Source organism: Paraburkholderia bannensis NBRC 103871, from assembly GCF_000685015.1.
Taxonomy (GTDB): domain Bacteria; phylum Pseudomonadota; class Gammaproteobacteria; order Burkholderiales; family Burkholderiaceae; genus Paraburkholderia; species Paraburkholderia bannensis.
On sequence record NZ_BAYA01000013.1, the window covers coordinates 1 to 20,135 of the forward strand.

Consider the following 20,135-nt stretch of genomic DNA (forward strand, 5'->3'; position numbering starts at 1 on the left):
CCTTCTAGGTAGTGCGGGTACAACGCCTCGATGAGTCCAGTTGCAAATTCGGGGTAGTCGTTTTCGATATGCTGCGATGCCCGCGCGCCAATCAATGCGCACGATTCGAAGAGCCGTTCGACCGACGGATCCTCGCTCACGCATCCGACTCCGCTCGACATCGACAAGCGGCTCGCCACCTTGGGAAAGCGCTCGACGAACGTTCTTGCCGCCTGTCGAAGCAGCGTCAACTCGCGTTCGTAGAAAGGCAGCAAACCATCCATGGACGACTTTACGTAGTGGTAGAGAACGTTGTGCAGGAACTCCGAGGCGATTAAATTTACTACAATCTTACAGGACAGTCCACGCTACGTACGATCAACTGAAATGATGTGGATACGATTGGCGCTCGAACATTTGTGAAGGCAAAGGGTACGCACTTACCAGAATTCGATCCTAAAAAGTCTTAAGTTGCGCTTCGCCAGAACGCACTCAGAAATCCCGCAACAACTCCGCGAACTCGAACGACACGCCGCATCGAGCGATGCTTCCACCGGACCTGGAGTGAACCGCCTCGCTCGCCGTCCGCGTTCCAGTTGCAAAACGCGGCGCCGCTAGTGACCGCTGGGGACAGGAGAGCTGCTGCTCGCTCCAGGTTCAGCCGGACGGTGAAAGTGGGTCGTCTACGGAGGTTCAAGGCCGGATCGCCACTGAGACTCGGGTGGGCGACCTCCTGGTTCCGGGTTCGGCCACAACCTGACGTTCAGCGAGCGGACGGAACTGACGTAGGAACGACTGCACTACTCCGCTAACAGCCATTGCTCGCGTGCAATGACGAACGGCTGCGATGGGTCGACACCGGTTCGCTGGCGCCAGCGGCTCCAATTGCAATACGCTCGCTATCAGCACGGGCTAGGCTCTGCGCCAAATCCGCTTCGCAACGCGTCGATCAAAACCTCTGGCGAACGCCAGTCACAACAAGCAGTTGGTTGCCAACCCCAGCGGCTCCAGCAACTCCTGCGCAGCGGTGTACTGGCGTCCGAACGTCATTGATCCCCAGCCATCATCTAGAACAAATAGGCCGTAACACGGGTCGCAAAGCTTGCATGTTCCAGTTGACATCGGAATCGGTTTCCCTCTCCTGTTGACGTAAAACTTGCCGTTCGCGGCCGCCGTACCTGTGACGGGCCGCCCGTCGGAATCAGCCCTGATCGGCAGAGTTGTAACTCCAGATCACGAGCCCCCAGTTAGTCGACTTGATGTCGGGAAACGTCTCCCCCCTATTGAAATAGCGACGCCCCTGTTCGCTCCCGAGGGCCGGGCTAACCCACCATCCGCTCTGCGGTACCACGTCGCCGGGCTTGCCCTTCAATTTCAACGAGGCGACCTGCTGGGCGGGTGCGCTCGAACCAGGCACAGCGGGACACCATTCGACGGCATGCTGATTTTCCGTACTGCATGCGGCTACTGCTCGGCGGGCCTCCGGCGTATCGTCGAACCGCGTCCGGTATGTCGTCTCACCCTGCAGCACATCACCGAATGTCCCGCCGAGAAAGCGCACCCCCGTCAAATCCGCGCCCCTGAAGTCGACTCCGCTCAAATCACAATTCTCGAACGCGGCATCGATCAACCGCGCGCCATCGAACCGGGTTGCCGTCAGTCTGCACTCGACGAAACGGGCCGCCACGAAATCGCATCGCGTCGTCGTGTTCCAGCGCCATTTATTCCGCTCTGCCAGCAAGCCTGAAAAATTGCACGCAGTCATTTCCGACGAATTCACGTCTCCGTCTGACATCGTTACACCAGAAAAATCGGAGTTACTCAACTGCGCATACCCAATGAATGATTTCCGGAATCGCGCATGGCGGAAATCGGCACCATCGCCATAGACTGGAATCATCTGTGCCAGATAGAACTCGCATCCCCTGAAAAATGTGCCATCAAGGATTGCGTCCTGAAACCCGACCTCATCGAACTGCGTGGCGTCGAACACCCCAAAGCCGAGATGGCTGCCGGCCAGCTCCAGGTTTTTGAGCTTTCCGCCTCGCAGCTCCGCGCCGCGTAGGTCGAGCGTCGGCGATCCATCCACAGGATGAGTCAGGGAGTCGCACAAGGGCACCCATGCGTCGTCAGGCGACGCGTCTTTGATCGCGTCGAGCATGCTCTTGTACTTCCCGGCCCTCCATCGATCGCGCAATTCCCGCACATCGGCGTCGTTCATCTGCATGCGATTTCTCCGAACATATCTGCTATTACCTTGGCAGCTCACGCGCCCTCAATTTCCCTCTGATCATCACCACTTCGTACACCTGCTCCACCTGTTCCGGCTTGATTCTTCCTGGCACTGCGATCTCCACCTCACCGTGCACGGCGTTGCCGCCGAAGCTGCCGTCGGGCTTACGTACGCGCCCCTCAAGTGCAGCATTCACGTCGTAGCCCTTCACGTTCTTCAACTCGATCACAAAACCGTCTTCGTCGGCCCACAAGATCGCTCCGGCCTGACCATCGGGCGTCGCCATCATGACCGTTGTACCGCGAAACGCGCGATCGGATGCACCGCCCGCGTGTTCAACCAGATCAATATTGTCACCCCGTCCGGGCAGACCTTCTGAGTAGATCTTTGCCGCGACCTCCCGGGCCGGCATCTGCGCATCGACGCCGAGCGTGGCTCGGTCGGCCCCGTGATACAACTTGTGGTAGAGCAGCGGCTTGATCTTAGCGCCGTTCACCAGCGCATACTCCTCGCCCGGCGTATGCACCTCCTCTATTTTCACGTTCGGCTGAGCGGAGGGCGGCGGCGGTACGTCCGGCTTGTCCTTTAGAGCCGGCGCGGAACCCGTCCTCGCGGTTCCACCAGTGCGGTCGGCACTATGCGCCGCCGGATCGCGAAGCGTCGCACCGGGCGTGTCGTGGATCTCCTGCTTGAGCGGTGCGACGGGTTGCGGCTTCGTCGCCGTCACCCCTGCGGAAACCACGTGGCTATCCTTTGGGGCCTCCTGCGCCAGCAGCCGGTCGAGGCGCTGCTGCAACTCTGCCACGGCCCTCGGAATCTGCTGGATGCCTTCCTGCTGTACCGCGTAGAACCGCTGCTCCCACACCGATAGCTTCTGGATCAGAGTCTGGACCGACTCCAGATGATCCGCGACCCTGACATCAAACACCCGCGCGCCCAGCAGCTTGCCGCGTACTTCCTGCGCGATGCCGATCAGTTTGCCCGTGGTCTGCTGAAGAATTTCGAGCAGCGACTTTTCATAGTTGGCAAACTTCACACCCTTCAGAAACTCGAGGATGTTACCTTTGATGAATTTGTTGAGAAAGCGGACCATTTCAGCCAGCTTCCCCGACTCATCGATCAGCATCAGCATCACAGCGCGCAGCGCCGCCGCGAGCTCGTCGCCCACGATGCCCGTGACCACCGCGCCGACACCTGCGGCAACCGCACCGGCAGCGGCCATCACCAGCGGCAACGCCAGAGCGATCAGACACGCACACAGCAGAATCCACTCGGACACTTCCTTGCGCCGATCAGGGTGCGTGGAGAGGCGGACGATGACGGCGACCGCATCGCGCGCGCTGGTGACGATGATGACGCCCGGCACGAAGTTCGCGAGCATTTCAGCGACGATCACCGAGAACGGTCGGTCCGGAACGAACTCGCCCAACAGGAAATCCTTCAGCCAGTTGAAGGTGGCGGCCGCGTCGCCGAGCACTTCCCTCCAGATCGCGTCCAACAAGCCGCTGCTTGACGAATCGCTCATGCCGTCGCACCCAGATCAGGATCGTTGCTATTGCCTGCGTCGGCTACGGGCTTGACTGTAACCTTGATCGACTGAAACTGGCTCCAGTCGGAATCGGTCTTGATACCGACCTCCGACCTGGGCGGGTTCTTGTCCGTCAGATATTGGACTTTCGCGCTGGTGCCAGCAGGTACACCACTAATCTTCGCGTAACCATTCGACCCCAACCGTCGCGCCGTATGCACGTAGCCGTTGTGGGGTTGGTACGACTTGTCGGATTGCTGAATCCACAACGTCACGGGCTGTGCGATCAGCGTCTTAAGCTCGATGTCCCCAGAGGTGGAAACCACGTCGACGGTGAACTCGAAGTGACGCCCGAGACGCGAGCGCCCCACCACCCGCTGCGGCACAAGCTTGTTCACGCCTAGTGGCGTGTCGAGTTTTGGCAGGCGGTCACTTTGCGATACGCCGCCGGTGATTGTGCTGACTAAGTCCTGCGTTCCCATGCCGCCCCGCCTTTTCTATTTTGTACCGTACACGCATCCGCGTTAGCGCGGAGATTTTACAAAATAATCCAAAGGGGAATCAATTTAATATCCAATTTAAATAATTAAATCGATGCAAACGCTATCGTGTCGAATAAATATCTTACGCGATCCGGAAAACATTTCTCATTTAGCTGCATTGGCACTGCGCGCATGGCAATATTTGCGCGACCAAAACCGATGGATGACCGCGTTGGGTCACTTATGCCCGTTGCATGTGATGCGGACCGGAGGCGAGCAGGCGTGCTTGGTCGTATGACGTATTGCGGCCGATTCTGTTGAAAAACTCCCCACAACTAGTTGAGCGAGGTTTTCACGGGTCTTCTTACGCCTCATCGATGCTCACGAAAGGCTTGTGGTGCGATCTGTTACGTCGAATTCTCGCGAGGTTGTCCCGCGGCACGTGAGAGTGCGTTTCTCAACAGAATCGGCCAGTTTGGGACATTCAACGCAGGTGCGTAGATCGTTGATAATCGATCCCTGACCGACGGTCACTTTAACAACTCCGGCATCGTCATTCATTTGAATACTGGACACTCGCCTGAAAAATCGTTGAGAGGATTGCACCAATATGCTAAGTGCATGCTCGAATTGCGAAAAAAGGGTGTTAGTGCGCTGCTGATATCAGCTATCTGGCTGATTAATCTGAATGTTTGTAGATCGTACGATAACGGGATGATTCGATCAGTTACCGATAAGAGGCGGCATGGGTACGCAAGATATAATCGGGGCAATAACTGGCGGAGTCGCCCAGAGTGACCGCCTGCTGAAGCTGGATACCTCCATTGACAATAGCACGCTGGTGCCCCAGCGGATTGTTGGTCATTCACGAATTGGCCGTCACTACGAATTCACGGTTGATCTCGTTTCCACATCCGGCACGATTGAGCTCAAGACGCTAATTGCCCAGCCCGTGACACTGTGGATCCAGCAGACCGACAAGTCCTATCACCCTCACCATGGATACGTGCACATCGCTCGTCGCCTCGGATCGGATCGGATCGGATAGCGGACTCACGAGCTACCAGATCGCGTTTGCATCGTGGATGCATTTCTTGCGCTACCGTAAAGACGCGCGAATCTGGCAGGACAAACCCGCCGACGGTATCCTGACAGATGTATTCAACATGCATCCGCAGGCTCAGGGCGCATTTCGCTTTGCATTGACTAAGCCTCTTCCATCGCGCTCGTTCTGCATGCAATACGAGGGCGACTGGAATTTCGTGCACCGGGCCTGTACATCACTTCGTACATGAACTGGCGTCTTGCAGAGCGTCGTGGCGAGAAGGTGCATCGGTTGCCTTTGCGGATCACGACCATTCCGGAGACAGTCTGCGCGGCATTCTGCAAACCAGCGGGCTCTTCAGTCAGGACGGTGATCGACGCAATCAGGCACGTTGATTTTAGGCGTCGCGGTCAGAGTAGTGAACGCGCGGGATGATCCCGGCCCTCCCTTCTTTGTGGAATGACCACTCGCCACCGGATAACGGCCACACCAAGCATCATGCACCGATCGACTGCTCCGGGTCGAGTCGCGCCGGTCAGCTAAACCACTCGCGTGCGCATCGATGCAAACCGCATGCGTCCGTGCCCGGCCACAACCCGCCGTCCAGCGAGCGGACGAACCTGCCGTTGGAGCGACGGCACAACTCCGCTAACGGCCATTGCTCGTGTGCGGCAACGAAGGGCTGGATGGGTCGCACTCGGCCGGTCGCGTCGCTACAAAGCTCGCCCCAGATCCATGCAAAACGCGTAAGTCTGTGGCCACCCAGAAGGGGACAATCGAAGTTCAGGCCAAAATCGCAGGCAATTGAGATCGTGTATCGGCGTCATATGGAGCGCTTGCAGGTGTGTTTTCTGACTGCCATGCACGGTTGCGATAGCAGCAATGGATGCGGCCGGCTGGGATTTAAGTTTGTTCTTTCTGGGACTGGATGATAGGCCAATAACCTGCCCTCTTGAATTCGATGAAATCAATCAAAGTAGTAACCCAATTCAAAGAGCAGACGTCATGAACCAGCCCACCATCCTCATCACCAGCGCACTCCCTGGAATCGGCCGCGCCAACGCCTGGCATTCGCCCGCATCGCGGTCAGCGGACGCCGCGAAGAAAAAGGTCACGCCCTCTCCGCCGAACTCCGCAACCTGGACGCGGAAGCGGAAATCATCCGCGCTGATGCCCGCTACGAAACTGATGTTCGCCACCTCGTCGAGCAGACGATTCAGCGCTTCGGGCGCTTGGCGTCCAAGCAACCGTGGTCCAGCCGGGCTATTTCCGCACCGACTTTCTGGATGCGTCCTCACAGGCGGCGTCGCCCAACGTGATCGACGATTAGGATAAAACCTCGTACACGGTGCGCTGCCAAGCCGCGCAGATGATTCACAACCAGCCTGGCGATCCGAAGAAAGTCGCCGCCGCCATGAAACGAAGAAAGCCCATGTGACGCAGAAAACGCAGGTGTGGACGCATTGTCGGCGTCGATGGATTGCGGCCGGCGTGCCGATCTGACGCTTCACCAGATCCGTACGGACCTCATGTGCGGAGCCACTGGCTTCGAGGACACTACGGCTTGCACTTCGCCTGATTGCATTTGAAAAAAGCTCTCACGGCGCCCGCAGTCTTGTAAGGAAACGTCGTCTCCTGACCTTCCTGATAACCATCCATCCCTGTCATGACGCCGTTATCAACTACGCTCTTATTTTCGATCAAACGACCCTGCCCATCCGCGACATAGGCATACACCTGGTAGTATTTTCCATATGTCCCAACTCCACGAGAATTCACATCCCAATGGACAATCGTGAAAATATTTTGCCTACCTTCGAGATTCAAGAAGAAGACCGAATCAACGTTTGGCGCACCACCTTCAATTGTGTATTTGGCGAAGATTGTTTTCTCGCATCCATCTGAATTTGATCTATATATAGAAAGATTGATCGTTTGATCCGCGTCGTTCTTTTCGATTGAAACTACAGAATTCTTGTAGATTTTATCCGCGGAATAAACTCCTGCCGAGTGAGAAGCTGCGGGGCAGGCAGTAGCATCGCTCGCACTTGCATAGGCAAGCGAGGCCGAGGAAAGCAAAACCCAGCAGGCAAGACATTCGAATAAGCACTTAGGTCGATTCTTGCGGAAGCCCAAGAAGTGCTGCAACTCTGTTGTAAGCAATAAGTCTTTCAGCATGTCCATTTTGTCCTCCGTTGATCGCCTGCGTTCCAGCTTGAACATCACCCGTATCGGCCGCTGGATTCACATTGCGCGTGACGACCCAATAGACGAATGCAGATTCCACTCCATACTCAAGATCCAAGAGAAGAAGGTCTGGGCTATCCACGAAATTCTTTGGATCGTCAGGAAAGCGGCGATTGTGCTCCCTGTTGAATACCTCATAGTTTGCCTTGAATGTCGTCTGGATCAGGCCACGTCCGCGATATTTATAGCCATCTCCACTCGCATCGGAACCATTGTGATATTTGCCCGCGCAAACGAAATTAGCGAGATTCTCAGGGTTGTGCGCTTCAAGATCGCGTGACTCCACACCACCGCAATACTGCTTAGTTAGGTTAGCGGCCACAAATGACCTCATTCAGCGGACTGTTCCGGCAGCCCCATCCGTTGTCGGATAGTACGAATCTGCTCCTTGATCGCCGCGCGCGCGGCGATCACCTTAGGCGTCGTGTGCAGTTGCACCCACCACCCGTTGATCTGGTCTTCGGGCACATCGAAGCGACGCAGCCAGTTTTCGGTGGCGACCTTGGTATTCAGCAACGGCGCGGTGCTGTCCAGCGTTCCATCCTGAAGCGGATCGAGCGCGTCGATCACGATTGGACGCAGCGCCTTGTTGAGCACCACGTAGGCGGCGGCTGGCGCAGGCGGCTTGCCGGGCCCCATCGAAATTCCGGCCTCCGGCGCCGCGCCCGCCTGGATTAGCAGCCCGCCATCACCAAGCGGCTGCTTGATGAACCAGTCGGGCGGCAGGCCCAGCGCCGCCGCGCCGCCAAGATCCTGAACAAGTTCAGCATCCAGCACGTTGAGCCAGTCCACCGTCTTGATCTTCGTGCGCAGCTTCAGGACGTTGGCGCGCATCGGGTCACCAACATCGAAGCCCGGCCCGAACCGGCGCGAGTAGAAAAACTCGCTCGCCTCATTCGGGCAGCGGCCCATCGGCGGCACGTTGACGGCCAGCCCCCCGTGGCCATGCACCGTGGGCAATGCTTCGGCGAACACGTTGAACAGGGCCTCGAAGACGGCGGCCCGCTGAACAAGGAACGCACGCGGTACCGTGAACGAGATTGCGTCGAGTCGCCCCCGGAGTTCCGCGTTGCGCTCGCTCTGGGTGAACACGCTGAAGTCGTAAAACCCGGTTGCGAGTTTGTGGTCGGCGCTGGTCACCGCGACCGACAGCGACTCATCGGCCGACACTGACTGTGCCATCTTGCTGAAGGCCCGCGTCGATGTGTAGGGGGCCGGTTCCTCTCCGTCAGCATAAAACCAGCGTAGTGGCCCTTCCGTGGTCAGCTTCTCGCCACTGGCCACTTCCAGTGCGTGGTGGTATTCCTCGATCGCCAGGAAGTACTGCTCAAAGCAGCGCACGAGAGCCTGGCGGACCTCGGGCGTCGCGCCGTGACGGAAGTAAATGACACCCCGGATCACCAGCGCGGCGCCGGTGATGCCCTTGCGGTGCGGAACTTCGTACAGTCCGTAGGGCATGGTGTCCGCGCGGCGAGGATCCTTCGCCCACGCTTCAATCTGATCGTTCGTCATGGCTTCGCTTAGGGAATTACTGGAATCGGCGGCAGGGGCATAGGCGCCATCGACGGCGTGCCCATCCCGGAACCGCTGCCGCCGTAAAGATCGTCGAGGCCGGTTTGTGGCGCAGCCTGCTTCGCCGAAGAGGTTTTGCTTTCCTTCTTCGGGTCAGGACACCCGCAGTCGGCCAGGCCTAGCGTGACAAACTTGGAGACGTCACCGCCGGCGATGTCGATGTAGGCCAGCTCCTGCGTCCGGTTTATCCGATCCGGCGGAAACTTCATTTCGACGACCGTCTTGTTGTTCGATTGTACGGGCGGCTGCGACGGATCGTTGACGATCACGACGTCGGGCCGACGAACCTCGCAAGACTTGTACTTTGTCGGTTTATCCTTCCAGATCTCCCGGATCCACTGGCGGATGTCCGAGTGTCTCAGCTTCGGCGGGCGGGATATATCCGAGGGGTTCCATCAACCAATGATGATTGAACCAGGCCATCAACCGTTCGACCGTGCAGCGCGCCACCGCGATATGCTCCCGGTTCAGCTGCTTCCAGACTTCATCTGCACCGTAGACCTGCATGTTGGTCTGCCACACACGCTTGATCTCCAGCCGCAGACGTTCATCGCGGATTGCGCGAACCGAGCGCCGCGACGGATCACGAAGCTGCGCGGCATGGCGTCGGTAGCCCGACGGGGCAATCCGTAAGACCTTGCAGATCGGCTCGACCCCGAAGGTGTCGCGATACTGATCAATGAAGGCCTTCAGGACTTGAAACGGCGGTCGAGCTCCGCCTGGGCGAAAAAACGCGCTCGCGGCCTTGAGAAATACGGGCTGAAGCGTAGTGGCACCTGAAAAGCGCTCCAGCGGAACTCAATCTGGCAGCTTCGCCGTCAAGCCGCACCGATCGTCGCGATATAGCTATCGCACACTATTTTTAGCAGTCTGTATCGAGCTTTTACCATTGCATTGCTAGAACGACTCGCGAAGCAAGCTTCCGAGACAATTCGCGTCGCCACCCTCTATTTAGTGGCTATCGTGCATTCCCCGACGAACAACTCTGATCCGGCCAGCCGGATCGCACCATTTTCTTTCACGAAGTCGACGGACAAACTCTGCAGCTTCTGTCCTCGCACGCAGGATCCCGGTGTATTGTTGTAGTAAATCTCTTGTACGCACCCGTGATCAGGAAATCTCGAGGACTCCCGCATGTTATCTACGGAAACAGCACCGTGAATGTACATATAAGTCACCGGGGCAAAGCGAAAACCACGAAAGAGTTCGATATGCTCGTCGACAAACCTTGCTATCCATGCGCTCTTTTCCGGGTTTATGCCAGTCTGCGTCTTGAGCGAGATTCCCTCAGGCACGTTAGTCGAAATGCGAAGATCTTCTGCTCCTGCATAGCGTGTCATTGCTGCAGCGTTTGGAAACTGGTTGACAACGTCTTGCTCTACACGCTTCACGTCGTCACGTGTGAAACATTCGCCGCCATTCACGCCTCCAGCTACCGCTCCACCATGAAAGAGGGCTCCACAAAGCATGACGCACGACACCCCAAGCCGCTTGATACTAACGAGTTCCACTGTCTCTCGGATCCTTAATTTTGTGACGTTTTTCATTTCGCGCCCGTCTGCGTCAGGCAATGTCGCGCCGTGTTGAATTTCCGACTCAGCGAAGTCCAGATAGCTCGCTGCAACATAATATCTGTGAATCCCCATTAGGGCCGCTGCGCAGTCCCGCGCGTTGACCCCAGACTGAACTCCGGGACTTGCCGCGCTATTTGGTCAAAAAGGACTTTTTCGTATCCGGTATAACACGTCGTGACCTTTCCGAGCTCGCCAAACTGTAGAGTCAGCATGTCGACGGCGTGACCAATTCCGCTCACTTGCAGTCCAGCGTGGGACTTTACAACTACATTTTCCGATCCCGTAGGATCCACGATCACAATTCCGTCTGGGTTAGCTCAGCCCCGTCAAAGCGCCGACGTCGAACGTCTGCGCAACGCCGGAATTGGATGCGCGCATCGTCGGCTGGGGCGAGCAACGACATGCGCAGAGACCACCATCGAGCGCAACGCGCTTACCCATCAGGTCCCCTGCCAAACGTGGGCCTGTTGGCACAATGTACCCTGTCGTATTGCAGGCTGGGCACGAAACTGTCGCGCCAAGGAAGGCCAGCGGGACGCCATTGTTGAACGTTCCCTGTATGCCCTGCGTGACCACTCCACCCGCTGACGACTTGTCTCCCTGAAGCAAAACGTTTCGACGCATGCAGTTCCCTTTCGATTCGCAATACTTCGTTCATTTCTCTCGTCAAACGTCCCGCTACGTCAACCAGGATCGCGTTGTCGACTTCATCCAGGACTGCTTTACTTCATATCGGGAACGGGTTTGCCACGCGCGCGCAATTGCCCTTCAAGCCAGTACGGCGGAACCTGCGATAGCCGTTTGCTAGCCCAGGTCAACGTGGCCCAGCTTTTCCCGCCGTCCTCCGAGTACACGAGTTCAGGGTCATCCTGAGTTCCCGCAGCGTCATAGTTCGCCGCAAGCCAGATAGAGTCAGGTGCAACGACATACGCGCTAATCAATCCGGTGATCCTGTCTGGGATATGCATCGTCGCCCATTTTCTTCCATCCTCCGAGCGAAGAAGAGTCCCCTCTTTGGAGCCGGTTATCCACCAATGTCCAGCAGGCGTCCAGCCGATTTCAACCAGCAGATCGGGGTTGCCGAGATCAGTCGACTCAACTCGACAGGTATCGGCCGAAATGCGAACTGCCATATAGCGGGTGTCACCAGCCTCTTTGCCGCCCAGAGTTACAAGTCCGACAAGAGGACCATCTGCATCGACGAAGCGAATCACACCTCTCAGGAGGTCACTTGCTCGCCCATCCGCTGGATTAAGTCCTAACTTCTTGAGCCCGACCGTACACTCCCGACCAGCATGCTGGATCCTCACGGATTGGCGAGCATCGTCAGCCGCTACCGTGTAATTAGCTCCCAGCACAAGCGCGTCTTTTTCCTTGTCTACCCCGATCAGGTCACCGCTGCGACTGTCGAGCGACTTCGTACCGATGTAAAAGCGTCCGTGCTCGTCTGTCGCAACCGGCGGCCAAAGAAATCCCGCCGTATCAGACACATCAACGCGGTGGCCGTCGGCCAGCACAAAGTAAAGATACGCCGTGGACTTCTGGTAGATAGTCAAACGACCTATCCGCAGCTTATGCGTTGGATTATCAGCGTCAATCTGTGCCATTCCTGCAGCGTTCGCCACAGACGTTGCAACGAGGAAAGCTGTTGCGAACAGCGCTCGAACCCAATCAGGGTATCGCGTCATACTCATCCTTTCCAACATGTGACAACCAGAATCGTGAGTGTCCAACGACTGTGCCACGTGTGCCTGACCCACCGGCACGGAAATTATCGTAGACATAGTTCGGATTGGGACCATTTGTCATAAACACCTTGACCGCGTCAATGCATTCCTGCAAATCAGAGAACTCGGCCTGTCCCAGCGCCTTGAACTTCGGGTTACCTGAATCGAGAAACTTGGGTTGAGCCGTAGGCTGTACCGATTCAAACTGACTCGCCGCGTTACAAACCATCGAAAATGTCGAGGCAATATAATCGTTCCTCGGATATCCTTTTCGTTTCAAGCGAAAATAAAAGACGTTGAGCATTGCCTCTTTCTCTGCCTTGCCAATGAATCAAGCAGGAAGGCTGATTTGGCGATGCTGTCTTTCATAGGAAAAATACAAACGTGACGACTTCTACCTCATGGACATGAGCAAACACAATATGATGCGTGTTGCCGCGGCAACGGCTCTCCTACTGAATATCTGCGCTGTCGCGCATGCAACACCATCCAAATTACGGTGCTTCGCCGTGAAAAACACTGTACACCACAGCCTTGACGTCAGCGTCGATGGGGAAAAGTTGACAAACTGGAGCTACTTCGCCGCTACGCCGGCTGGCGACTCCTCGTTGACCTGCTCTCTCGACTCCACGGACGGAAAGGAAACAAGTGCCCAAGCTGGCGTACAGACCTACGTGACCGACGCGGGCAACGTCACCGTGACGAAAAAAGGCAAGTCTTTCGTTTTCGACTTTTCCAGGACGCGCATAACCGACGTATGCGGGCAATCCTCCGCCATGGCGAAGCACATCACCATTACCCCAGGTTCAAAGCGCTGCACGGACGTTACTAATGCGACCTGATGGCCAGTGTCAGCACAAGAGGCTGGCGTGAGGTCAGCTGCCGAGACCGTTGGCGCCGACGACCTGTAATCCCTGTTCGAGGGAGCGCCATAGTTCTCGCGCCAGGCTTCTTCGGCGTAGGCGCCAGAAAACGTTGCCAATCCGGTATAGAAAAGATGACTCACGCCGCGCGAGCATGCTGCTGACCAGGGAGACGACCTCGTCCGGGTCCCACATCAGCCATACCGGTGGTGCCGGCGTCGTGGCGATTCCCCCCAGCGCGGGAGCGACCTCCTCGTACAGCACTCTTTTCAGCATGGACAACGGCATATTGGAGCAGTGTCGGACGAGCTGCTCCGCGACATTGCGGTAGTCGACTTCGTTGTCGACGAACATATCCGACATGATGCGCCAGCATTCACGGCACTCCGCGAGGCTTATGGCTTCTGTCACACCAGATTCCGGCTGCTTCCGCCTAACGGACTCGGCTTAAAACTTCGTGCAAAGTCGACGAGATTCTTGGCCGCGGCCGCAGCACTTTGTGCATAGACGAGCGGACTACACATTGCACCCGGCAAACAAAACAACGTCGGGGATCGCGAGTCACCGGTGGCAAGGGGAATTATGCGCATAGTTTGAAAATTCTCAGCCATCAGTCGTGGATAGCCATCGCGTCCATCATCGACCACGACAACACAAAGGGGCACGAGAAATGTACGTGTGCGATCGAGACTTGAAGTAGCTGGAGATATCGAGCGTATGGAAGACGGCCAACGAAGTGAATTCGAGACAAAACTAGCATGTCAAACGAAAGGATAGTTACTTTGGGCCAGCGTCGCTTATGGCAGCCAGTCGATCAACCGTCGCAAGCCAACGGCAGCGGTCGGGATCGTCCGCCTCACGACAGTCGCTCTCTTTTCTACTTACCCAAATCCGCTCCTCCGTGCGCAACGAAGCCTTCGCTTTGGCTGCGTCATTTCCGTCGAAACTAGAAATGGCATACTGATAAGCGAGATTCAGAGCTCGATCATCACGTTGCAGCAGAAAAGCATACGGGCGACCCGGATTGAATGTAGGAGCGTCCGACAGCACAAACTGGGTATCTGGGTTATCCGAATACCAACCGTTCGCAACACCAACGATAAGCTTGACTGAGCGCTGAACAATTGGCAGTGTGCTCTTGGAATCCCATGTCAGAACCGCATAGTCGCTGGCACCCTGCGCATCAAGTACACGGACCTTCACCTTCTCTACTGGGATGCCAGTGTCCCAAAGTTGCACGGCGAAGCAGGAGCCAACAACGAATTGCACGTCGTCCTTGAACATGGGAGAACAACTGCCCGGCGGAGGCAACGACGTGGTGATCCTGCCTGATCCATCTTTGTCTGGACTATTGTCTGTCACCTTCACGAGCAGGGAGACGCGATGTCCATTCACATCTATACTTGCCGCTTCAACGTCCACGTGCAAGGTAGATTCCGCCAATGCGGCAGTAGATGAAAATCCGAATAAAAATGCAAAAAACGAAACAGCAAGATGGATTATTCGCATGGGACGTCTATATTCTTTTCTAACAGCGTTATTTGTCTGAGTTATCAGTCAGCTTTTCTGAGACAACGAACACGTCAACGCTGCCCATCGAACATTCATAGGATGATGCTTCGCTCGAAGTAATGACTTCAATTGCGCGCCCAGACTTCTTAGTGCCGCGAAGGCTGCGAGCATCTTCATTGCACCAACTCCAGCGTGTGATCACCGCTCTCCCACACCTGACGACGGACCATTAGATTCTGGATAACACAACCGTCCGATGCGTCACCGGGCTGTTCGATACTGTCTCCGTGCATCATGAAACCCGAACGGCCAAACGTGTTCGTGCCAGGCTGCGCTGTTAGACGCATCGTATAAACGCCTGCATGTCGGTGCGTAAAGGGTGCCCCGATGGCATACGTACCTCTTGGAATCGGGCCAATGCCTACCTGGTTCTGCGCCGCTGGGTTGTCCTTCCCATCGTCTTTCCCCGCGTAGCCGATTCCGACAAGGCTACCATCGTGATAGATGCGTCCGTTATGCTGACTGTACGTCCACGGCATTCTTCAAATCCTCGCGTTTGTCTGATGCTCACGACAGATCTGCAATGCAATATGGATATTCGGTTGCGTATGCAGATGAAATATCCAATTCGATCTGACGTGCAGCGCGCCGATTCTAACTTCAATCGTAAATAATCATACAAAAAGTGCCCCGCTGCCGTCCTTGTTTAACGCCAACAACACTCTATGTCCTTCCAGCAGCGGCCGAGGATGTGTAAAAACGCGAAGTCCCTCGGTTTTGGGGTGTCGCTTTACCCCTCCCGAGTCGTCAGCAAGCCAGCGGAGCGCGATCTGAGCGGTCAGCTTCCCGGCTGCGGTCGCCTTCTGGCGTTTTTACACGGCCTCGGCCAAGAGCAGATTAAATTCGGCGGAACTTGGTTGACTCCTTGATTTTCTGAGAACGGTCATTCTGCACCAACGGTCGGCATGGGGATCGGTGGTCACACGCGCGATCGTTATTGCGGAATTGCGGGCAATTAGGCGGTCCACTGCGCAACGTGACGCACGGGGCTCGGGTCGCCGTCGCGAGAGCTGCGCTATCAATCAGCTCGCCCGAATCACGGAGCGCTCCAACTGAACGTTTGTGGCCTGGCCTTGCGCGAGGCTTCATCCGGCGGGCTGATCATCATGATTGTCACGTGCTCTGGGTCGCGAAAATTGACGAGTGCATTCGTCTTGCCATCGCCGTAGCCCATCATGGTCGCAAGCGCAATTTGCACAAAAGTTGAACTAATGCCGGTGTCTGCGCCGATGCGGCGTTGCATGTCAAAACCATCTGCCGCATCGTCCAGATCGATCTTCTGCTTGTTGTCGTGCAGCGATTGCAGGAGCAACGTGCGGTTCGCCGTCGACGCGCCCGTGTCGTAGAACATGCGCTCCGGCTGTGTGCCTGATGGAAACGTGGTCAATGCCTGCTGCCAGACTCTGCGCAGTGACTCGATCCTGTCAGCCTGCTTCGCGGGCCCGCTACGACCTTGCGAAAGATCCACCGTTATTGGGCGGTGCAGATATGCAAGCACCGGCCACTGGTCGTATTCTTTTAGCTGCCAGGTTGTCCATGGCACCGGCACCCACGGGTTGGGCTTGAATCCCTTCGGGAAAGTGAGGGTTTCGGTCCTGTAAAACTCAGGCAGCTTTGACTGCCAGTACTCGACGCCAGGATCATCTACATCAGACGCAGGCTTCGGGTAAGCTCGCTGCTCCTTCCAATAGAAGTTCGACAGCTTGACAACATCATATTGGGTTTTGGTCTTGTCGATGATGCCCCGGGTCTTTGTCGTATACGGTCGGATGGTTCGGTCGACACGATCCGTGCGCGTGACCATCAACGCGACAATCGCGTCGGGGCGTGTTGGTACAAAGTTTCCGTTCTCGTTGTTTCCCGGAACCTGACCACCGGGCATACTGGTAAAGGCGCGTGTATTCGCCCCGTCCTGAACAAGGACGAAGATAGCAGGAAGGTCAGGGTGCTCATCGAAAAACTGAAACAGTTTTCCGACGACTTCTGAGCCATCCGAAGTGTTCAGATCGCTCAGGCGGATGTAAAAGCTATTGCCCACGCCTGAGCCGTTATCGGCGTCTCCAAGAAATCCGTCGAGATGTTCAGCATCCTTGTTAGACACATCCATCGGCGGCCCCACGATTACCGTTGGAATAGGCCAGTAATCAACCCAGTCGAGAACGGTATAACTCACCACGTTGTTTGACCGTCTGCCAAATTGAAGCATGCGGGTCATGACGGACCACTCGTAATCTTTGGGGTCGGTCAACAGCATGGCGCCCTTCGGCCCGACCTCGTCAAGCCGCATCAGCAAAGCGCGCTGGCGGAATCGATCCACTACCACACCGACCCGTTGTATCTCCAGCGTGAACTGCGGGTCGCCCGCAGAAGAGATAGTCGTGCTCAATGCCGACGGGCTCGCCGTAAGTGCGTTATCAGGATCATCGCTCGCGGACGCACTGACCGGACGGCCGGATCCGCAGGAAGTTATTGCGCCAACGGCAGCAATGAGAAGCGGAGCGTAACGAAAGAGCAAACGTCGCGGCATAGACAAGGCATCCGTTGAATACAGTCCCCGAAAAATAGCATTCTATGGATAGTCGCCCATCGCTGCTTGCGCGCTCATTAATGCAATACGCATGCGTCGTTAGTTGGCCGGGACGGGCAGCCAACTGGAATACGTTCATTGACGACAATTTTGAATTCTAAGTACGCTAATGGAACGTTTCCCCATCGCCCAGAGCCCGGATATGTTGCCGACCGTTGATGAATTGCTGGCACTCGACTGGCTGACTTTGCGTACTCACACGGAGCAGGCTGGCGATACATTCGACTTTGACGAGCGTCGGGTAAAGTTACAAAATGCCTTAGCGGTCAACGAAGTATGCACTGTGAGACGGGAAAGCAAGCTCGTAGCCTATGCGTTGCTTCGACCAGAAGCAGGGGCGTGCTGGTTCGTTAGCGCATTTGGCATCCATCCTTCGTCCCGGACGTACACCGTCATAAGTGAGTTACTCGCTAAAATCGCGATTCTTTCGCACGATCGCGGGATTGACGGGTTCAGAAGCCACGTCTATAAGACCAACCGTTTGTCTATCGCCTTCCATCGAAAACTTGGATTCCACGTAACACGCGAGAACGAAAAGGGTTTCGAGTTCTTCGTTACAGTGCATGAATTGACCTTGAGGCCCGCCGCTCGACGTGCCGTTACCGAGATTTCCCGCTTTCAGCCCGGGTCACCTGAGTAAGACCAACAGCCAATCGCAACGTAGTGAAGATCGTCCCGGTACCCCGTCCCCAAGACGGTTACGAGCTCATCCACATCGTGAATTCCGCGGCGCGGTTTGATGACTTCGAGCATTAAAAGCTCGGGCGAGCATTGAAGCCGCTCGCAGCGGTGGGAAATTGTGTCGGGTGACCGTATTGCATCCCGAATCGGCTATTAAGGTGCCACGGAATTCTGCAGCCGCTCTGGGTCAAATACACCTAACACCTCCCCCACACCCCCCTCTCATTGCAACCCACTCATGTTCCACAGCCATATCGCTAACATTCATTAGCGATACAGCTGCGTTTTTCGACAAACCTCAATTCCCCGCCCGAGCCTCCGCAACCTGCACGCCCTGCACTGCCACCACCGGCTGCGGCATCAGCGCTTCCTGCGGCAGCGCCCATTCGAGCCAGCGCGCGCGATGCGCGACCACCAGACCGAACGCGACCGCCGCGAGCCCGCCAAAAGTCGCAAATCCCATCTGATAGCTCCCCGTACTTTCCTTAGCAATCCCCATAATCACCGGCAGATAAAACCCACCGATACCGCCAGCCGCACCCACAATGCCCGACATCAGGCCCGTGCGGCCCTGCCAGCGGCGCGGCACGAGCTGGAACGTCGCGCCATTGCCCAACCCGAAGCACACATAAGTCAGCGCCAGGAGCGCCATACCCGCAGCAAACGGCGGCATCCACGCAGCAAACGCGAAGTCGCACAGCGAGATTGCCGCGAGCAGCAGCACGAGCGCACGCACGCCCGAAATCCGGTCGGCAATCAGCCCGCCGACCGGGCGCACCATCGCCCCCGTGAGCGCGAGCAGCGACATGATCACGCCCGCTTCGAGCTTGGGCACCTGGTAGAGCGACACAAGCAGCGTCGTCACATACGACGACATGCCGACAAAGCCGCCGAAGGTAATGCTGTACACAAGCATCACGACCCACGTATCGCCTTCCGCGAGCACGCCGCGATAGTGGCGCGGCAGCACCGCAATCGCCAGCAGCGCGCCCATCACCGGCAGCAGCAGCACGCCGGTCTTGCCCGCGCCGAACACGCCTTCGTGCACGGCCAGCACAAGTGCAAGCAGTCCGGCCAGCGTGATGAAAAATGCGCGCAGTGCCTTCGGTGCGCTACCCGACTTCTGACCGAGATCGCGCGCCCAGAAACACACCGCCAGCGCCGCAATGCCGAGCAGCGGCAGCGCAGCGCCCGTCGCATGCGCCCAGCCGATATTGTTCGCCAGCCCCGGAAACAGGAATCCGTCGAGCACCGCGCCGATATTGCCCGCCGCGGCGAGACCCAGCACCAGGCCCTGCACCTTCGGCGGATAGTTGCTGCCTGCCATCGGCAGCGCCACGGCGAAGCTCGCGCCGCCCACGCCCAGCAGCACGCCCAGCACCAGCAGCAGCGTGTACGACGGCGCGCCCGGCATCACCAGCAGCACGACAGCGGGAATCGCCGAGAGCGTAATACCCATCAACGCGACCTTGCGGCCGTCGCAGGCCTGGTAGAGATTGCCAAGCGTCACGCGCAGAATGGCCGCGCCCAGCACCGGCACGGCCACCAGCAGGCCGAGTTCGGCCGGCGACATGTGGATGTCCTTCTGGATGAACGGCGCGAGCGGGCCGAACATCACCCAGACCGTGAAGCCGGTGTCGAAATACAGGAAACACGCCAGCAGCGCGCGCCAGTTGCCGCTCTTCAGCGAACTCAAAAGGTCTTTCACGAGGCACTCCCCAGGTAATGGACTCGATGGACTTGGGTACGCGACATGACTCGCGCACCTCGTCCGCATCCCGTCCGTTTAACTTCGCACTCCGATTTATTCAGCGAACCTTCATTCGAACCAGACTCTCGTGCCCTTTTGCATGAGCCATAAACCGCGCCGCAAACAAAAAAGCGTCCCGAAGCGCATCCGCATGGAACCTGTTCGCTCCATGGGAAACCCGCTTCGGGACGCCGTTGCCCCGCGCTGCCTGGTTCGATCGCCCCGCTTGCTGCGCGACGACTTCAATTCGTCGAGACCGTCATTGGCCTCGCTGCTGTTTAAGCAATACGTATGC

At 57.0% G+C, this 20,135-nt stretch carries 19 protein-coding genes, 4 pseudogenes and 1 other annotated feature; of the genes and pseudogenes, 4 read left to right on the top strand and 19 right to left on the bottom strand.

The features are described from left to right. The 4 genes and pseudogenes from BBA01S_RS41855 to BBA01S_RS47795 all read right to left on the bottom strand — a co-directional run. The coding region (locus BBA01S_RS41855) for a type VI secretion system baseplate subunit TssF (protein ID WP_042297570.1) at positions 1 to 263 on the bottom strand (263 nt) is incomplete at its 3' end. Between the two features lie 917 nt (positions 264 to 1,180). After that, positions 1,181 to 2,206: a pentapeptide repeat-containing protein gene (locus BBA01S_RS45955; protein WP_084162356.1), complete on the bottom strand. Its 1,026-nt coding sequence runs from the start codon at positions 2,204 to 2,206 to the stop codon at positions 1,181 to 1,183. A 25-nt stretch (positions 2,207 to 2,231) separates the two neighbouring features. Beyond that, on the bottom strand, positions 2,232 to 3,737 hold the full coding sequence (locus tag BBA01S_RS45220) for a hypothetical protein (RefSeq protein ID WP_052391805.1): 1,506 nt from the start codon (positions 3,735 to 3,737) through the stop codon (positions 2,232 to 2,234). 191 nt (positions 3,738 to 3,928) lie between these two features. Next, positions 3,929 to 4,222 (bottom strand): annotated as a pseudogene (locus tag BBA01S_RS47795) (contractile injection system protein, VgrG/Pvc8 family); the annotation flags it as partial. A 745-nt stretch (positions 4,223 to 4,967) separates the two neighbouring features. Here BBA01S_RS47795 and BBA01S_RS45960 point away from each other — a divergent pair. Further along, positions 4,968 to 5,505 (top strand): annotated as a pseudogene (locus tag BBA01S_RS45960) (contractile injection system protein, VgrG/Pvc8 family); the annotation flags it as partial. A gap of 751 nt (positions 5,506 to 6,256) precedes the next feature. Here the strand turns inward: BBA01S_RS45960 and BBA01S_RS19995 are convergent. Continuing rightward, positions 6,257 to 6,514 carry a hypothetical protein gene (locus BBA01S_RS19995; RefSeq protein ID WP_042297571.1) on the bottom strand — a complete coding sequence of 86 codons (258 nt, stop codon included), beginning with the start codon at positions 6,512 to 6,514 and terminating at the stop codon, positions 6,257 to 6,259. Between BBA01S_RS19995 and BBA01S_RS48660 the strand changes: the two are divergent. Continuing rightward, a pseudogene (locus BBA01S_RS48660) lies at positions 6,490 to 6,684 on the top strand (short-chain dehydrogenase/reductase); the annotation flags it as partial. The gene BBA01S_RS19995 and the pseudogene BBA01S_RS48660 sit on opposite strands and share 25 nt — an antisense overlap. Positions 6,685 to 6,824: 140 nt before the next feature. Here the strand turns inward: BBA01S_RS48660 and BBA01S_RS46875 are convergent. From BBA01S_RS46875 to BBA01S_RS46885, 9 genes and pseudogenes are all read right to left on the bottom strand, one after another. Next, complete coding sequence (locus tag BBA01S_RS46875; RefSeq protein WP_167336026.1) at positions 6,825 to 7,451, bottom strand: hypothetical protein; 627 nt, start codon at positions 7,449 to 7,451, stop codon at positions 6,825 to 6,827. Further along, the gene (locus BBA01S_RS46880) at positions 7,378 to 7,836 is read right to left on the bottom strand and encodes a hypothetical protein (RefSeq protein ID WP_156966001.1); all 459 of its coding nucleotides are present in this window, start codon (positions 7,834 to 7,836) and stop codon (positions 7,378 to 7,380) included. The genes BBA01S_RS46875 and BBA01S_RS46880 overlap by 74 nt, the downstream gene beginning before the upstream one ends. Positions 7,837 to 7,844: 8 nt before the next feature. Further along, positions 7,845 to 9,026, bottom strand: a complete 1,182-nt coding sequence (locus BBA01S_RS20010; protein WP_027818016.1) for a DUF3396 domain-containing protein — start codon at positions 9,024 to 9,026, stop codon at positions 7,845 to 7,847. A gap of 8 nt (positions 9,027 to 9,034) precedes the next feature. After that, entirely contained in the window at positions 9,035 to 9,466 is a 432-nt protein-coding gene (locus BBA01S_RS41875) for a VRR-NUC domain-containing protein (protein WP_084162358.1), read from the bottom strand. Positions 9,467 to 9,506: 40 nt separating this feature from the next. Continuing rightward, positions 9,507 to 9,836: pseudogene (locus BBA01S_RS45965) on the bottom strand (IS3 family transposase); the annotation flags it as partial. Then, positions 9,705 to 9,822 (bottom strand) — a sequence feature (AL1L pseudoknot). It overlaps the preceding pseudogene by 118 nt. Positions 9,837 to 10,033: 197 nt before the next feature. After that, positions 10,034 to 10,732 (bottom strand): hypothetical protein, encoded by a 699-nt coding sequence (locus BBA01S_RS20025; protein ID WP_027818017.1) that lies wholly within the window; start codon positions 10,730 to 10,732, stop codon positions 10,034 to 10,036. 240 nt (positions 10,733 to 10,972) lie between these two features. Further along, entirely contained in the window at positions 10,973 to 11,284 is a 312-nt protein-coding gene (locus BBA01S_RS45970; protein ID WP_084162360.1) for a PAAR domain-containing protein, read from the bottom strand. A gap of 98 nt (positions 11,285 to 11,382) precedes the next feature. Then, entirely contained in the window at positions 11,383 to 12,267 is an 885-nt protein-coding gene (locus BBA01S_RS20035; RefSeq protein WP_027818019.1) for a beta propeller repeat protein, read from the bottom strand. A gap of 64 nt (positions 12,268 to 12,331) precedes the next feature. Then, positions 12,332 to 12,691, bottom strand: coding sequence for a hypothetical protein (locus BBA01S_RS46885; protein ID WP_156966002.1), 360 nt, complete (start codon positions 12,689 to 12,691; stop codon positions 12,332 to 12,334). Between the two features lie 97 nt (positions 12,692 to 12,788). Between BBA01S_RS46885 and BBA01S_RS20040 the strand changes: the two genes are divergently transcribed. Further along, positions 12,789 to 13,229: a hypothetical protein gene (locus BBA01S_RS20040; protein WP_027818020.1), complete on the top strand. Its 441-nt coding sequence runs from the start codon at positions 12,789 to 12,791 to the stop codon at positions 13,227 to 13,229. Positions 13,230 to 13,262: 33 nt separating this feature from the next. Here the strand turns inward: BBA01S_RS20040 and BBA01S_RS20045 are convergent, their stop codons facing one another. The 4 genes from BBA01S_RS20045 to BBA01S_RS20060 form a co-directional block, all read right to left on the bottom strand. Further along, on the bottom strand, positions 13,263 to 13,661 hold the full coding sequence (locus BBA01S_RS20045; protein ID WP_156966003.1) for a DUF7079 family protein: 399 nt from the start codon (positions 13,659 to 13,661) through the stop codon (positions 13,263 to 13,265). 366 nt (positions 13,662 to 14,027) lie between these two features. After that, positions 14,028 to 14,759 carry a lysozyme inhibitor LprI family protein gene (locus BBA01S_RS20050; protein ID WP_156966004.1) on the bottom strand — a complete coding sequence of 244 codons (732 nt, stop codon included), beginning with the start codon at positions 14,757 to 14,759 and terminating at the stop codon, positions 14,028 to 14,030. A gap of 176 nt (positions 14,760 to 14,935) precedes the next feature. Continuing rightward, positions 14,936 to 15,301, bottom strand: coding sequence for a tlde1 domain-containing protein (locus BBA01S_RS20055; protein WP_027818023.1), 366 nt, complete (start codon positions 15,299 to 15,301; stop codon positions 14,936 to 14,938). A gap of 557 nt (positions 15,302 to 15,858) precedes the next feature. After that, positions 15,859 to 17,208, bottom strand: a complete 1,350-nt coding sequence (locus tag BBA01S_RS20060) for a type VI lipase adapter Tla3 domain-containing protein (RefSeq protein WP_167336027.1) — start codon at positions 17,206 to 17,208, stop codon at positions 15,859 to 15,861. 310 nt (positions 17,209 to 17,518) lie between these two features. On the opposite strand from BBA01S_RS20060, the gene BBA01S_RS41885 reads away from it, so the two are divergent. Then, positions 17,519 to 18,049 (top strand): GNAT family N-acetyltransferase, encoded by a 531-nt coding sequence (locus tag BBA01S_RS41885; RefSeq protein WP_042297573.1) that lies wholly within the window; start codon positions 17,519 to 17,521, stop codon positions 18,047 to 18,049. 339 nt (positions 18,050 to 18,388) lie between these two features. Here BBA01S_RS41885 and BBA01S_RS20070 read toward each other — a convergent pair whose 3' ends face one another. Further along, on the bottom strand, positions 18,389 to 19,798 hold the full coding sequence (locus tag BBA01S_RS20070; protein WP_027818025.1) for an MFS transporter: 1,410 nt from the start codon (positions 19,796 to 19,798) through the stop codon (positions 18,389 to 18,391). Positions 19,799 to 20,135: the final 337 nt, after the last annotated feature.